Source organism: Thermoactinomyces sp. DSM 45892, from assembly GCF_900107305.1.
Classification (GTDB): Bacteria; Bacillota; Bacilli; order Thermoactinomycetales; family Thermoactinomycetaceae; genus Baia.
Genome location: NZ_FNPL01000012.1, coordinates 58,584 through 74,198 on the forward strand (window position 1 = coordinate 58,584; position 15,615 = coordinate 74,198).

Consider the following 15,615-nt stretch of genomic DNA (forward strand, 5'->3'; position numbering starts at 1 on the left):
CATAATGAAAAAATGTGAGACTAGTAGATGGATGTACTCAATATGGATACGGTATAGGCTTTTATACGAACATCTTTTTACGGATTTCATAGAATAGATTGATAATGAATGATGGAGCCAAGTGTGAGTTATACATGCAAAAATATCGGAAGGTTGGGTATGAATGGGGGTTGAATAGTCCCTTTAGAAAGGTGGCTATCCATGAAGAAGATTCTATTTTTTTCTCATATATGCCAAGAGAAAGCAATGTCAGGTGCAGAGAAAACGATGCTTCAATTGATACAAAAAATGAGTGAGAAGCACAATTGCCTATGTGTTCTTCCTCAAAGTGGAGAGCTTTCTAGACAAATAACGAAACTCCATATCCCTACCATATTTTGCAAGTACTCTGCTGTGTGGAGTGTAAAAGATGTACAAGGTGACTTCCAAATGGAACTTGATCATATTTGTTCTCAAGGTGAAGATGAGGCGATTCGTCAGGTGATGAAACAGGTGCGCCCTGACTACGTAGTGGTGAATACCTCAGTAAATTTGCTTCCTGCGATTATTGCCAAAGAAGAGAACATCCCCATCATTTGGTTTTTACAAGAACATGTTCCCACCTATAAGGAACAATGGTTTTCACTTGTACAACGAATGAATCCGGTTATAATCGGTATTTCTGAAAGCGTGCTAGAGCCTTTTCGTTTGAGAGGGTATCCTGATCATAAAGTGCATTGCTTATATCCGTATTGGAACGAATCTGATCACCATGCCTTGCGATCTGAAAAAATGAATCGGCAACTAAGAAGAAGGTATCAGATCCCGCATTCAAGCATTGTGGTTGGGACGATTGCAATTAAGGTAAATGTTCAAAAAGGCATCTGGCATGTGGTTCAAGCTATGACTCCTTTAATGAAGCAAGATCACTCTATCCATCTCCTTCTTCGTGCTACAAGACCCATCAACCATAAAAACGCCCATTTCCGTCAAATTCATGAACATATAGCAAAGGTTCGATTGCAAAATCGAGTCCATTGGATTCCATTTGTGAAAGATATTGCTCGAGTTTATTCTGCCCTTGATCTCGTTGTGGTTCCGAGTGTTTTGCCGGAGGGGTTTGGACTCACTGCTCTAGAGGGAATGGGGCACGGAAAACCTGTCATTGCTTACCCATCTGGAGGGCTGCAAGAAATTTTCTATTCCACTTTAAATGAGTCGTATCTAGCGAAACGCATCAATCCGAATGCATTGCGAAAAGTGATTTGTCCGCTACTACAATCAGATGAGCTACGAAAACAGGTGGGAGAAAGAAATAGGATACAAGCTATCCATCAATTTGGTCCAGATATGTATGATAAGCGGTATCAAATGTTGGAGGAGAAGTTGGAGTGGTATTGAAAGGAGTAACTGTAGTATATACAGTCACTCCTTTTTTAGCTTTATTTACAATAATCAGGAAATTCTTGTGCGAACGTTTGTGTTACTTGGACATATTCATCATCTGAAATTTCGTTGATTTGTTGGTCATGAATATAGAAGAAATACAGGTCTTCAGAAGGATGATATGGATTGTAGTACATACCGACTAACTGATCTTGGTAGAGGAAAGTAGCCCCTAGAAGGGTAGCTAAGGTTCCGGTTTCTGTATGTAATACTTGAAAAAAAATAGGTAGTACTTCATCAAAGACATGCTCTTGGTAGGTTTCTCCTGGATCGAGAAGGGTTAGATCTTCTCCTTCTTCTTTTGTAACGAGATAGAGGTGCTTTCGATGGTCTTTTTCCCATAGCAGGAGTAAATGTTTTACATTTCGATGGATAAATAAATACTGTTCGCGAGTTTGAAAGTGTATATTCAAGCGGAACCTCCTATACTAAGATTATCGTGATGGGGAATATCAATCGATCCATTCCCCATTTTCGAGGGTAGCAAACCATGATATACTTATCAATGGTCTTGACGGAGCGAAAGGAGGTAGTGCGATATGGGTTCCCAAGTTCATCAAAGCCACTATCAAGATGAAAATAAAGATTATGATTTTGATGATTTTATGATAAGCGCCTCAGTTGTAGGTGGTTTATTTTTCGTCATTTTCATAGGTGCTACAGCGGTTCAATTGCTCTGGAGATAGGAAATAATGGTAGGCTCAGGGTGTCTGCTTGATGCCCTGATTCTCTTGGCAACGCTTTCGGCATGAGCTATACTGGCAAAAGAGCCAGTGATGTAAGTGATCGCGGTTCATTTGAGAAATACATAAATAAGTTATCTAAACAGTTTGGCTGTAATGATTAGACTGGGGGATCAGGTATGAATGTACATGAGTACCAAGGTAAGCAATTACTTAAAAAATATGGAGCCATTGTCCCAAATGGCCATGTTGCCTTTCATGCAGATGAAGCAGTAGAAGCTGCTGAAAAATTAGGTGGCCAGCTTTGGGTTGTGAAAGCACAAATCCATGCAGGTGGACGCGGGAAAGCGGGTGGCGTTAAGCTAGCTCGTAATCTTGATGAAGTTCGTTCTTATGCAAATGAACTACTCGGTAAAATTTTGGTTACTCATCAAACAGGACCGGAAGGCAAAGAAGTAAAACGTCTCTTGATTGAGGAAGGTTGTCCGATCGAAAAAGAATATTACATCGGTGTGGTTATCGATCGCTCTAGTAATGCAGTTGTGATGATGGGTTCTGAAGAAGGCGGTACTGAGATTGAAGAGGTGGCTGAAAAAACACCAGAAAAGATCTTTAAAGAAGTAATCGATCCTGCCGTTGGGATGTTACCGTTCCAAGCTCGTCGCTTAGCATATAACATTAATATTCCGAAAGATAAAGTAAGTCAAGCAGCGAAATTTATGCTTGGCCTATATGAGGCCTTTGTATCAAATGATTGCTCTCTGGCCGAAATCAACCCTCTTGTAACGACTAGCGATGGAAGAGTAATGGCATTAGATGCAAAATTAAACTTTGATTCTAACGCACTGTACCGTCATAAAGATATTCTAGAACTTCGTGATCTAAACGAAGAAGACCCAAAAGAGATCGAAGCATCTAAATTTGACTTGAGCTACATCGCATTAGATGGAAATATCGGTTGTATGGTAAACGGCGCAGGTTTAGCAATGGCAACGATGGATATTATCAAACATTATAGTGGAGATCCAGCTAACTTCCTCGATGTAGGTGGCGGTGCTACAGCAGAAAAAGTTACGGAAGCTTTTAAGATTATTCTGTCGGATGAAAAAGTAAAGGGAATCTTTATTAATATCTTTGGTGGAATCATGAAGTGTGACATCATTGCTGAGGGTGTTGTAGAAGCGGTGAAACAAGTAAACTTGAGTGTTCCGCTTGTGGTTCGCTTGGAAGGTACTAACGTTGATCTTGGTAAGAAGATCTTGAACGATTCTGGCCTACCGATCGTAGCGGCTGACTCCATGGCAGACGGAGCTCAAAAAATCGTTCAACTCGTAGCTCAAGCCTAATAGATAAGTAGCAGAGGAAAGGTGGATTTCCGTTGAGTATTTTTGTAAATAAAGATACAAAGGTCATTACCCAAGGAATTACAGGAGCAACTGGCTTATTCCATACCAAACAAGCGATGGAGTATGGAACGAACATCGTAGGTGGCGTAACTCCTGGTAAAGGTGGAACAGAGGTAGAAGGCATCCCTGTATTTAATACGGTACAGGAAGCGGTGGAAGCAACAGGTGCTACTGCATCAGCGATTTATGTAGCAGCTCCATTTGCCGCAGATGCGATTATGGAAGCGGTAGATGCAGGTCTTGACTTGGTAGTATGTATTACAGAAGGAATCCCAGTGCTCGATATGGTAAAAGTTCGCCGTTACATGGAAGGGAAGAAGACTCGTCTAGTCGGTCCAAACTGCCCAGGTGTTATCACGCCAGATGAGTGTAAAATCGGTATTATGCCTGGGTACATTCATCTGAAAGGGAATGTAGGAATCGTATCCCGCTCGGGTACCTTAACTTATGAAGCGGTTCATCAATTGACCACTCGTAATATTGGACAATCTACAGCTGTTGGAATCGGTGGGGACCCGATCAATGGAACGGATTTCATCGATGTGTTGAAGGAGTTTAATGCGGACCCAGAGACCGAAGCGGTGATTATGATTGGTGAAATCGGTGGAACTGCTGAGGAAGAGGCTGCTGAGTGGATTAAGGCGAATATGACGAAACCAGTAGTTGGATTTATTGGTGGACAAACTGCACCAGAAGGAAAGCGCATGGGTCATGCGGGCGCGATTATCTCAGGTGGAAAAGGAACAGCTGCTGAAAAAATCGCTACTTTAGAAGCTTGTGGTGTGGGGGTTGCTCCTACTCCAGCCGTAATCGGGGAAACATTGGTTAAGGTTCTCGAAGAAAAAGGCATTTTAGATAACTTCATCGTAAAGAAATAACATCTGCTTTTTTAAGAAGACCTGCTAAGCAAGCTGGGTCTTCTTTTTTTGTTAGAAATGGATGAAGGGAATGTGTAAAGATGAGGGAAGTTAGTGGATTGGTGGGTATACACCGAATCTCGGGAGCAGGTTGGCATCTGATTGATAAACTCGTTCGCGCGGGCTGGACGCCCGATCAAGATGTCATACCCTACTTGGATATGATAAAAGATCAGCGGGTGCCAGCTGATATATATAGGAGCATTAAGCAAACGTGGAATCAAGAGTGGAATAGGCGAGTGATGGCAGAGCTGCAGATGAAACGAATTGAGATTATGACTGTATATGATGCTGACTATCCCGAACTCTTACGCGAAATTCCGCAACCTCCTTGGGTTTTGTATCTACGAGGCGATCGCCAGTTGCTAAATGAGGCTTGTTTTGCGATGGTAGGGACACGGAAGCCGACCCCTTATGGACGAAAAATCACAAAGCAATTGGCTGAGCAGTTTGTACAAGCCGGCTTAACGGTAGTAAGTGGGATGGCCACAGGGATTGATGGGGATGCTCATCATGCGGTCCTAGAGTCTGGAGGAAAGACGATTGCAGTACTAGGAACAGGAATTGATGTGGTATATCCCAAAAATCATGTTCGCCTATATGAAAAGTTAGTCCAGAGAGGCTTAGTCATATCAGAATCACCACCAGGTACAAGAGGAAATCCCGGGCTATTTCCGCAACGGAATCGGATTATTAGTGGATTAAGTTTGGGAACGATTGTGGTGGAAGCCGCAGAACGTAGTGGATCTTTGATCACAGCAGAATGTAGTATGGAGCAAGGCAGAGAGGTGTTTGCGGTTCCAGGGCCAGCTACAAGTGAGCAGGTTCCTAATAGGTACAAGTTAATCTCACCGATGTTTATGGCCATGTCAAGTGGAGCCATGTCAGGTAGACCCGACACCGTTCTACTTGACACTAACAATACCTAATATATAACGAGAACTAAGTATAACGAGAAAAGTAATTACGAGATAAAAACCATCTCGTTATATTCTAGAAAAAAGTTTACATAGCGCATACACATTTACGTGCAGCAGTAGTTGATAGATATGAGTAGATGAAATGAGTTCAATAAGTATGGCATTCACAGAGCCGTAATCTTATTGGGCTCTTTTTTTGTTTCAAAGAAGAAGGTGATCAAATAGTACATAATCACTACGGTCACAAGATCCGAAAAGATGAACGACCATTTGCAAATAAAATCCCACCAGGTGGCAACTGGACGAACCTATCACACGAAGACCAGACCGTCTATTGGAACGGTAAAATCCCATCAGGTGGCAACACCAACGGTCTACGTCGTCGAGACTGGGACGAGCCTTCTAGCACCATCACAACAGCACCACTTCAAAAGCTATCATGCCAACTACACCCTAATCACGGATATAACGACAACAATATAGAAGAGAGGGAATGTATGAATTATAACGTAACTCCTACGCTACCCCAGAACGACTATACAGTAGCCGAGCTTTTCGCTGGAGGTGGCCTTATGGCAATCGGACTAAAAGAGTCCGGCTTTTCTATTTTATGGGCTAACGATTTCGATAAGCGAGCTAGTCAATCCTATGCCCATAACCTCGGAGAACATATCATATGCGAAGACATCACAAAAATCGGTCCCGACGACATTCCCGACACAGACATCATTGCAGGAGGGCCACCATGTCAAGATTTCTCAATGGCAGGGAAGGGGCTAGGAGAAGACGGAGATCGTGGAAAGCTCGTCTACACGTATCTAGACATAATCCAACGTAAGCAACCGAAAGCCTTTATTTTTGAAAATGTGAAGGGTCTTATCTCGAAGAAACACATCCGAACCTTTGATGCCCTCATGGAGAAATTCGACGATATCGGATACAATGTCTCATGGGAGCTAATCAATAGTTGGGATTATGGTGTAGCTCAGAAGCGAGAACGTGTATTTATCGTAGGAATTCGAAAGGATCTCGGGTTCACCTTTAAGTTTCCCGAACCTGATCCGAAGGATTACCGCACTCAAGTATTAAGAGATGTAATAGGAGATCTCCCTGATCCAAATAACCATCCTAAGCCACTAACTGACGGTGTGTATCAACATGCAAAACAGTACGGTATAGGATACAATACTTCTATTGATTCCCCCTCGAAAACGGTTCGTACAAAGGGAGAGGATGTCCTTGATGTAGCGAACCATTCCCCCGAAGAAAAGGTTCCTAAGTATGTACAAAATATTATTGATGGGAAGTCAAAGTCTAACTTTGGGAAGATGCCTGTCAATGATGGAAGTACACCAGTAAGTACGGTTTTATCCTCCTATTACGAGAAGAAACCAAATGAAGTATACTCACCCCCTAATCACAACTCCTTAAATCCTGCCAACGTAAAAAAGGCCCAACATAAAGCATCGATGGACAAGCCTAGCCCCTCTATTACAACTCAATTCAATTGTCAAACTGTTGATATACAGAACCACGATCAATACGATGGTCGTAACTACTCCCCTTCATACAAGAATAATAACCTCAAGATGGAGTGGGGAACTCCTTCGAATACCATCTCTGCACAGGGTCCTAAATTCGTTCATCCTGACGAACCCTCCGATCCTCCATCCAACCATAATGAAAAATCCTATTACTTCCCTAAGCGAGAATCATACAAGTTTAACTCAGCTAATAGACAAGCACCTATGGATGATCCAAGTGTTACGATCACAGCGCATCAGAACGTAGGTCAACCGATACATCCTACACAGTCCCCACGACGTTTTACAGTCAGAGAGTGTCTTAGAATTCAATCGGTTCCTGATTGGTATGTAATACCCGAAGAGTTGAGTTTATCGGCTCAATATAAGATCGTAGGAAACGGTGTAGCATCAAAGGTAGCATGGTATCTAGGACGAGCTTTAGCGGAGCAGTTAGGGGCTCTAGAAGAAGTGAAAAAGGTAGCATAGATTTGGATTATATATGTGGTTTTATCTGTTTTATATGGGGTATAATGTAAGTCTATAGTTCCCTTTATGGGACGGGGCGTCGAGACAGCCAATGGACCGAATAGCTTACGTGGTTGTGAGTAGTGTCGGAGAAGGTGGTACGTCCTCTGTACGAGGGAGGGAAGCAAACCACGTCGAATCCCTCGAAACCATGTCTCAAAGAGAATAGGGATGTTGAAAGATACTTCAACATCCCTATTTTTATTTCTATAAACTACTTGAGGTGGGAAAGGTACTCCATGCGCTACCATTTCGGTAGTTACCAGAGTTCCCGGAACGGCCGCCCGGGCAGGTAGTTATTTATTAGCATAATCAGATACCGGAATATAATTGTATTAATCAATATCCTTGGTCTTATTTCTTTTGATTGTTATAAATGCATAAAGACATATACCGGACGTTGAAAGTATAAGCGATAACATCTCCTTTGTACTTACAGTCAGATTGGTTTGCTTCAAGAGAACACCAGGTACAAATAAAATAGCAGGAAGTATAATGGCATCCCATGTTCTACTCCAAATAGCTACTCCAACAAATACGAGGGCGGATAAAACGATGGATACGACGTTCCCAGTATCTCCAAGGTGAATAACAGTTGTGCTGTAGGGCTTACCTAGAAATATCAATGCGACAAATAAAGCAGTAGGAATGACAAAGGCAACTCCTACAAATAAGATTCGCTCTTTCCAACTAGAGACTTTGTGGCTTGATATATACTTAAATAACATAGAAATCGAAAATAGGGAAAGTAGAAGTAGAAACGGGTAGCCAATACATTCTATAAGCGAATATTTTACATTCCCCTCAATTGCATCACCCATTACCGTATAAGCCAGCGCACCAATGAAGATCATCGGAAGATATTTTAGCCAGCCTTTCAGGTCAAACGGCATCTCATTTGCCAATTGTTCCATATAATCTCTCGGTGTCATCCCGATAATATCGTCTACTCCCTTCCCATTTTTTTCTGCCTCATGTAAATGATCCCTTAACTCTTCAACAATTTCCTTAATCTCTTGTTCCTTTTTTCCACTTGAATACAAATAAACTTTTAAATTGTCTAAAAAACTCTGGCTCTCTTTGGATACCATCATCAACTACTTTCCCCCTTTAATAATCGATCGACACTACTCGCAATCTCGCTCCATCTTTCTTGGAACTCACCTAATCTCTCTTGTCCTTTTCCTGTTAAGGAATAATATTTTCGCTTTGGTCCTCCTGAAGGAAGTACCTTTTCACTAGTTGTCACTAAATCTTCCTTCCTCATTCTAATTAACAACGGATAGATACTTCCCTCACTGACCATTGTAAATCCATACGTATACAGTTTCTCTATCATCTCGTATCCGTATGTTTCTTCTCTAGCAATTATTGCTAGCAAACAACCTTCTAGAATCCCTTTTAATACCTGACTAGTGGACAACGAATTACCTCCTCCACAAGTTTGTTAAACAAAAAACACCACTATATTGCAATACAAGGTAATTATATTCTACCATATATATTCATTATTTGCATGTTTGTGTTTTGAATTGGCTTCTGATTTATTTATAGAATTACATTCATATACGCTTCGTCTAGTACCTCTTGTGTGATACCCACATACCTCAAGGTATCTTTTTCTGATGAATGATTTAATAACTGCATAATAATCGCTAATGGTGTACCATTCTTGAGTTGCGTATATCCGAAGCTCTTTCTCATACTATGACTTCCAAAGTTTCCTTCAATTCCAATTTGCTTTGCCACTTTTTTGATAGTACGAGAAGCATACCGTGTACAGAGATGTCCGCCTTTTTGAGAAGGGAAGAGATAGTCTTCTGGATCTGCATTTTTGAAGTGTTTGAGTTCATGTATGATGCTTTTGTTTAAGGGGAATTCTTTAATTTTATCTGTTTTTTCTTCTCGAAGACTGACTCTCTTCTTAGGCTGCCCGTTTTTCATAACATCTTTGACTTTTAATCCTACTATATCTGAAATTCGCAGAGCCGAATTCAATCCAAACACGAATAGCAAACGGAACTTGGGATCAACCTTCTCAAGTTCTTTTTTCATTTTCTCAAGATCCTTTTTAGTCTTAAATGCTTCAACACGAGCCATGTAATCCACTCCTACTGCGATTTGTTGTGTATATAGTATCGAGTGTGAATTCCAGCGTCAACCATAACTCTCGGAAAGGAGGACGAAAATGAATAGAAAACAACTAGAAGCAAAACTCACCGCCCAACAACGGAGAGCAGCCATTCTTCTCGTTGAAAACGAACTTGAAACGGAAAACAAGAAGACCTATGAAGAGATAGCCGAAGAAGTCGGTATAACCCGAATGGGTCTCTACAAGTGGAGAACACAAAATCGAGCCTTTATCGAATATAAGAACCTCTTAGCAGATGATATACTTTCATCGATGCGCCCCCTTGTATACAAGCAATTATTACGAACTATCATGGGTTCACAGCCGTCCATTAAAGGTATCGATATCTTTATGAGAAGGTTTGCTCTTCTGACAGATAAGCAAGTGACAGAAGATCATGGAAGTAGCGAAAAACGTAGTAATGAAGCGATTCAGAAGGAATTAGAAGAACTCGATTCGATGTTAGAAGAAAAGAAGACTGAACCTAAGTAGAGAGGGGGGATTTGAGTGGCATATATAAATGGTGAGTGGCTAAATAGACAAGAGCGAGACGAGCGAATTCAACTCGTTACGGATCGACTTAGAAAGCTACGTGACATCTACCAAAATGGACAAGCTACCGATCATCATATCGACATGATGTTGGATGACAAACAGGAGCTTGAAAGGCTTACACGGATTCACCGAGCCGAGTACGACACAGCTTACTTTGCTTACGAATATCTATCAGACCAGGACAACCCACTTAACGAAGATAACATCATTCGAAACGGTGATGATGGAACCCCCCACCAGCCTTTAACAGACCTCGCCCCAATCCACAGGGAATTCTTTGATCTATGTGATTATGTGGACCATACTGATCCCTCTGCTCGCCTAGCTATTGCTGCCCCCCGAGGACACTCAAAATCAGGTATGTTCTCTAACTGCTTCCCTCTACATCAGATTGTTTATAGAAAGCGCCCCTACATTCTCATTATTTCCGAGACTGATTCTCTATCAAAGAAGCTCATATCATGGTCAAATAAGCAATTAAAGTTCAATGAAAAACTTCGCCAAGATTTTGGAGAGTTACTAAATATAGCAAGCACGAAGAATGAAAAAGACAACGAAGAAGCTTTTATCACTTCCACTAATTGTCTTGTAGAAGCATCTTCCGCAGGAAAACAACTTCGCGGTAAACGTCATGGTGCGCACCGTCCATCATTGGTACTAATCGACGATCCTTCTTCGATCAATAACGAAGGTACGAAAGAAGCCCGTGAGAAGTTGATTGAATGGTTTAACTCTGTTGTTATGCCGATTGGCTCGAAGTCTACGGCTTTTGTCTTGGTTGGAACGATGGTTACTTCTACAGGGCTACTATCTCATACATTGAAGCGAAAGGATTTTCGAAAGTCTTTCCACGATGCAATTCAAAAGGAGCCTGATTTTCCTGAACTATGGGACGAATACCTTCAAGTGTATCAACGATCGGAAGAAATGGACGAAGTGGATGATTTCTATGATGAAAACCGTGTCCGGTTAGAATCTGGAGTCGAGACAGCTTGGGGATGGCGGTGGAACTACAGGGATTTGATGCACGCTAAGGCGAATATGGGAACTCGCTCGTTCAACTCAGAGTACCGAAATCGTGCTTTTAGTGAAGACGAACAGTTTTTCAAACCGGATCAGTTCGCCTATTACCGATACAAAACGAATGAGTTTGGTGAACGAACGGTGATGTTTGAAGGGAAGGAATACCGACTTGGTGATATGACGATCTCTGGAGCGTGGGATATTGCGATGGGGAAGACATCAAGAGGCTGTTACAATGCCTTTTTGACAGTGGGGCGACATGAGTCTTCGGGATACATATTTGTTTTAGATGAGTATAGTTCGAAGGAGCAACCGCACTCATTCATGGAAACGATTCTCCAAAAGATAAGGCAATTCAATCACCATATTGTTTCGGTTGAAACAATTAATGCACAACATGAGTTCTATCGTCAACTGATGGAAAGGGCGAGAATAGAAGGTCTCTATTCAACTCGTATTCAGGACGTGAAATCGCACAAGTCTTCAAAGGAACAACGGATTGAGTCACTTGAGCCGTATTGCTCGAATCGAACCCTCGTATTTAATGACAATCACCGTACCCTACTTGAGCAAATGGAAATGTATCCTCAAGGGGACTATGTGGACTCCATTGATGCCCTGCAATTGTCTGTCGAGAATGTTGCACGAGAGAGAAAAAAGGTTGTCTTAAAGCCGTACTGGTTGTGAGTACAAAAAAACGGCTAGTAGTCATCTATAGTATTGAGAAGGGAATTTGAAAGTACATACCTCAAATTTGAGGAACGAAGGAGGGAATAAAACATACCACTATTTGACGAACCGAATTACGAATTTGACCATACATCCGCTTCAGGTCGCCTTTTCGAAGTCGGGAAGATGTTCCCTCCGGAAGACCACCTCGAACGGCTTGCCAAATACAAGAGGATGCGAAAGCTGTTCGAAGGAAAGCACTGGGAAGTTTTAGATCGAGCTTCTTCTATATATCAGAACCACTTGAAAAAGCAACAATTAAACACGTTGTATATGGCCTGTAACATGCTCGGTATTCTAACTTCGAAACCTAGCGACCTCATGTTTGGTAATCCACCGATCTACGAAGTTAGTAAGGATTCCAATTCTAATGAGCAAGGGATATTGAATTCAATTGTAGAACGAAACAGACTAAACTTACTTGGTCGAGAGATTACGGCTGGTTCTGGATATCGTGGTGATTCTTTTATCAAGGCTTATTTTGACTATAGAGATGATGTTTCCGAACTTCCCTACGTTCCTAGTTCGATCAAAATGGAGCCTATAATCTCAGCCCAAGACCCAAGTACAGTCTTTCCAGAATTGGCAAGAGGAAGCCGAAAACGATTCAAAGCCGTAAATATCGCCTACATCGAATGGATTTCGAAGGGCAAAACGGAGATCCCGATCCTAAATGTGGAACGACATATACCCGGGTTCATTGAGTATAGTCGGTTCAGGTTATCTTCCAACGGTCCAGAAGGGTACTCGACTCAATACGGTATTGGTATCACTACATATACGATTGAAGAGGAGATCCCAACGGGTAGAGAAGAAGACCTTGTTGAGACAGGCATTCCACATATTCTTATATACCATGTCCCACATCAAACTACTGATGAAAACTGGGAAGGTCGTGGAACCGTTGAGATGATTGAAGATCTTGTTGCAGGAGTTAACGATAGACTTGTCCAGATTGACTACATCCTATATAAGCATTCCGATCCGAACATGTATGGCCCTGATCTAGCTGATTCAAAAGAAATGTCTTCTGGTGGCATCTATATACCTGTAAGGAAAGATGAGATACCTCCAGCCTACATGGTGTGGAATAGTCAGCTTGAAGGTGCTTTTCGAGAACTTGAATTACTTCTTTCAATGATCTATCAAGTAGCTGAGACACCTCAGTGGCTTTTTGGACAAACTGTAAGCCATACAGGGGGGACAGGGACAAGTCATACAGATCAATCTAGTATCAAAGCTAGATTCATGCCAATACTTTCGAAGGTGCAACGTATCCGAGATCATGTAGACTATGCCTTCCGATCTGCCTTACGAGATGCTTTGCAATTAGCTAATCGAGGTAATGCCGAGATAGACGGATTCCAGTCTACCGAAGTAGTACTACCAAAGATTCGCTGGAATGATGGACTTCCAAAAGATGAGAAAGAAATGGCCGAAGTTATGCAGATCCGTACAGGTGCGAAGGCTACTATTGATGTTCTTTCAGCTATCAAGCAATTGGATAATGTAGATGACTCCACAGCAGAAGAAATAGTTTCAAGGATCAAAGACGAAGAAGAGGAAGCACTTACTGTCCAATCTTCTATTTTCAATCAAGAGACTTCTCATGTTACTGACAGCAAGGAGTCAGAAGTAAATGACTAAGTATCTGACGATTGAAGGTCGACAAGTTCCCGAACCTAACTTTGATCGTGATGTGGAACGTTTGATGGGCGTATATCGACGGGCTTATTGGAATGTAAAACTGGAATTGAATCGTGTCGACTTAATTGATTTTCAGAGATCCAGTTTGATTGCAACTATGAAAAAAATAGAAGAGATCTTAAACGAACTTGATAGGTTTGTTATCAATTGGGCTTCTACTACCATACCAGAAGTGGTGAAACAAGGCGTGGCATCTGTTTTAGTTGAGTTAGGAGTTACTAATTCGTATAAAGAATCATTACAAATGGCTACCTTTAACAGAATCAATAAGAGCATGGTCGACCTATTTGTCTCTGATACCTCTATGGACGTACTTGAAGTTTCAAAGAACGTTAGAAGACGGGTTAGGAACACCATACGAAAAGTTTCAGGCGAAGTCATGAGAAACAATATGGCACGAGGTGTCAACGGTCAGGATACACAGAGTCGGATGATCTTGCAGCGACTAAGAAAAGAGTTATCTGACTCGGTTAATACAGGAATCATAGATGCTGGTGGTCGACGTTGGAAGCCCGTAGATTATGTCGATATGCTGACAAGGACTAAGTATTCCGAGATGTACCGGATCGCTAAAACAAACGAAGCCATAGGCAGAGAAGCCTACTATGGAATTATCGTTGGCGGATCTGCCAAAGATGCTTGCCGATTCCATGTTGGACGTATTATCAAGTTAACCCCTGAATCCCCCGGAGATTACCCCACTTACGAAGATTTGAAAGCATCTAATCAAATCTTTCATCCCCGTTGTGTTCATCACTTTACCACCTTCTCGAAAATCGAACGACTACCCGAAGATGTACGACAAACTGCGGAAGAGCAACATGAACGAGGGAACGTAGCCCTCGAATCGGGTAAACGTAATCCATAATAATACTCCTCGACTATTATTGAGGGGTGCTGAATAACGAATCAATTTGAGTAGATAACAAGCCACTGGTAGAGGTTATAACAGGTGATTATGGTACAACCAATGGCTATGGCTAAACATATGTTTGTGGAGCGCATATTTTTCGCAACGGGATCTTTTCGGGCATTCAGATAAATATCTAACGAAACGAGACCGTAAGAAGCAACAAGCACTAATAAGACAACCCAGACCCAATCTGGTCGATCATACGGTGGGTAATCTTTCAGCAATGTATTTCCAGTAATCATAATGGCGGGAACCAATAATACAGCCAATGAGATTTGTATTATTGTTCGGACGTTTAGATTCATAGTTATCTCCTTGTTCATGATAAAAATATTCAAATTAAATATAAGTAATTATAATCACTAGACTCTTAAAAATCATAGTGATTTTTTATGCCTACTTATGGGCTTCCAATACATGAGGAACATAACGTCCACCGACGGTAAAAGGAGAATGTATCATATGGAACCAAACGAAGTGCAAGAAATTGTAGATTTACAAGCGGAGAAGAAAGTTAAAACTCTGACGGAGGATGAAGTGAATGAGATCGTTCGAAGTCGAGTGAACAAAGTGAAAGAAAAGTACTCTGACTACAATCAATTAAAGTCTCGACTTGAAAAACTAATGGATGAGAGAAAACAACGTGAAGAGTCCGAGATGACCGAACTAGATCGGTTGAAAAAAAGTCTAGGTGAAAAAGATGAGACGGTTGGTTTTTTGCAAAAAGAGATTGATTTGATCCGTGAAAAAGCACAACAACAAAAGATTCAAATGATTTTTCAAGAGAAAGCTCGTAGTGCAGGAGTCGAGTTTGTCGAGGATGCCTATCGTTTAGCAGATCTTTCTTCTTTACAGATAGTAGAAGGTGAAGAGATCCGAGGGATTGACGAAGTTGTTAGTAAGTTAGTCGAAGAAAGACCATTCCTTTTGGCTTCAAAGCCGAAACAAAAACCGATCGGAGGACCATCAAATCATGAGTTAGACAAATACGACAAGAAAACGAATGAAGATCTTTTGAAGGCAGCATTTGAAAAAGCAAGAACGTCAGGTCGCCTAGAGGATCGAGTTGCCTATGCAACCTTAAAACGAGAGCTAGGTAAGTGAATTTAGAGACCCATAGGGGTCTTTTTTGTTGAGTAAAATTCGAAGGGAATG

Annotated in this window: 16 protein-coding genes; 11 read left to right on the top strand and 5 right to left on the bottom strand. The window is 41.5% G+C overall.

Annotated features, from left to right (window positions below; all coding sequences use genetic code 11):
• Positions 1 to 201: 201 nt before the first annotated feature.
• The gene (locus tag BLU58_RS10870) at positions 202 to 1,380 is read left to right on the top strand and encodes a glycosyltransferase family 4 protein (protein WP_093292241.1); all 1,179 of its coding nucleotides are present in this window, start codon (positions 202 to 204) and stop codon (positions 1,378 to 1,380) included.
• Between the two features lie 41 nt (positions 1,381 to 1,421).
• Here BLU58_RS10870 and BLU58_RS10875 read toward each other — a convergent pair whose 3' ends face one another.
• A complete protein-coding gene (locus BLU58_RS10875; RefSeq protein WP_093292242.1) occupies positions 1,422 to 1,838 on the bottom strand; it encodes a hypothetical protein in 417 nt (138 codons plus the stop codon).
• 126 nt (positions 1,839 to 1,964) lie between these two features.
• Between BLU58_RS10875 and BLU58_RS16475 the strand changes: the two genes are divergently transcribed.
• From BLU58_RS16475 to BLU58_RS10895, 5 genes are all read left to right on the top strand, one after another.
• The gene (locus tag BLU58_RS16475; RefSeq protein WP_176786628.1) at positions 1,965 to 2,111 is read left to right on the top strand and encodes a hypothetical protein; all 147 of its coding nucleotides are present in this window, start codon (positions 1,965 to 1,967) and stop codon (positions 2,109 to 2,111) included.
• 176 nt (positions 2,112 to 2,287) lie between these two features.
• On the top strand, positions 2,288 to 3,454 hold the full coding sequence (sucC, locus tag BLU58_RS10880; protein WP_093292243.1) for an ADP-forming succinate--CoA ligase subunit beta: 1,167 nt from the start codon (positions 2,288 to 2,290) through the stop codon (positions 3,452 to 3,454).
• Between the two features lie 32 nt (positions 3,455 to 3,486).
• Entirely contained in the window at positions 3,487 to 4,392 is a 906-nt protein-coding gene (gene sucD, locus BLU58_RS10885; RefSeq protein WP_093292244.1) for a succinate--CoA ligase subunit alpha, read from the top strand.
• A gap of 101 nt (positions 4,393 to 4,493) precedes the next feature.
• Positions 4,494 to 5,360 carry a DNA-processing protein DprA gene (dprA, locus tag BLU58_RS10890; RefSeq protein WP_255404686.1) on the top strand — a complete coding sequence of 289 codons (867 nt, stop codon included), beginning with the start codon at positions 4,494 to 4,496 and terminating at the stop codon, positions 5,358 to 5,360.
• 488 nt (positions 5,361 to 5,848) lie between these two features.
• Positions 5,849 to 7,363, top strand: coding sequence for a DNA cytosine methyltransferase (locus tag BLU58_RS10895; protein ID WP_093292246.1), 1,515 nt, complete (start codon positions 5,849 to 5,851; stop codon positions 7,361 to 7,363).
• Between the two features lie 374 nt (positions 7,364 to 7,737).
• Here BLU58_RS10895 and BLU58_RS10900 read toward each other — a convergent pair whose 3' ends face one another.
• The 3 genes from BLU58_RS10900 to BLU58_RS10910 form a co-directional block, all read right to left on the bottom strand.
• Complete coding sequence (locus tag BLU58_RS10900; RefSeq protein ID WP_093292247.1) at positions 7,738 to 8,496, bottom strand: HAAS domain-containing protein; 759 nt, start codon at positions 8,494 to 8,496, stop codon at positions 7,738 to 7,740.
• A complete protein-coding gene (locus tag BLU58_RS10905) occupies positions 8,496 to 8,825 on the bottom strand; it encodes a PadR family transcriptional regulator (RefSeq protein WP_093292248.1) in 330 nt (109 codons plus the stop codon). The genes BLU58_RS10900 and BLU58_RS10905 overlap by 1 nt, the downstream gene beginning before the upstream one ends.
• Positions 8,826 to 8,950: 125 nt before the next feature.
• Positions 8,951 to 9,502, bottom strand: coding sequence for a tyrosine-type recombinase/integrase (locus BLU58_RS10910; protein WP_093292249.1), 552 nt, complete (start codon positions 9,500 to 9,502; stop codon positions 8,951 to 8,953).
• Positions 9,503 to 9,590: 88 nt separating this feature from the next.
• On the opposite strand from BLU58_RS10910, the gene BLU58_RS10915 reads away from it, so the two are divergent.
• The 4 genes from BLU58_RS10915 (at position 9,591) to BLU58_RS10930 (ending at position 14,415) form a co-directional block, all read left to right on the top strand.
• A complete protein-coding gene (locus BLU58_RS10915) occupies positions 9,591 to 10,025 on the top strand; it encodes a phBC6A51 family helix-turn-helix protein (RefSeq protein ID WP_072333942.1) in 435 nt (144 codons plus the stop codon).
• Between the two features lie 15 nt (positions 10,026 to 10,040).
• Positions 10,041 to 11,798: a phage terminase large subunit gene (gene terL, locus BLU58_RS10920; protein ID WP_093292250.1), complete on the top strand. Its 1,758-nt coding sequence runs from the start codon at positions 10,041 to 10,043 to the stop codon at positions 11,796 to 11,798.
• 216 nt (positions 11,799 to 12,014) lie between these two features.
• Positions 12,015 to 13,487 (top strand): phage portal protein, encoded by a 1,473-nt coding sequence (locus BLU58_RS10925; RefSeq protein WP_255404681.1) that lies wholly within the window; start codon positions 12,015 to 12,017, stop codon positions 13,485 to 13,487.
• Positions 13,480 to 14,415 (top strand): phage minor capsid protein, encoded by a 936-nt coding sequence (locus BLU58_RS10930; protein WP_143123770.1) that lies wholly within the window; start codon positions 13,480 to 13,482, stop codon positions 14,413 to 14,415. Before BLU58_RS10925 ends, BLU58_RS10930 begins: the two co-directional genes overlap by 8 nt.
• A gap of 41 nt (positions 14,416 to 14,456) precedes the next feature.
• Here the strand turns inward: BLU58_RS10930 and BLU58_RS10935 are convergent, their stop codons facing one another.
• Positions 14,457 to 14,765: a hypothetical protein gene (locus BLU58_RS10935; protein ID WP_093292251.1), complete on the bottom strand. Its 309-nt coding sequence runs from the start codon at positions 14,763 to 14,765 to the stop codon at positions 14,457 to 14,459.
• 157 nt (positions 14,766 to 14,922) lie between these two features.
• Between BLU58_RS10935 and BLU58_RS10940 the strand changes: the two genes are divergently transcribed.
• The gene (locus BLU58_RS10940; protein ID WP_093292252.1) at positions 14,923 to 15,564 is read left to right on the top strand and encodes a phage scaffolding protein; all 642 of its coding nucleotides are present in this window, start codon (positions 14,923 to 14,925) and stop codon (positions 15,562 to 15,564) included.
• Positions 15,565 to 15,615 lie beyond the last annotated feature (51 nt).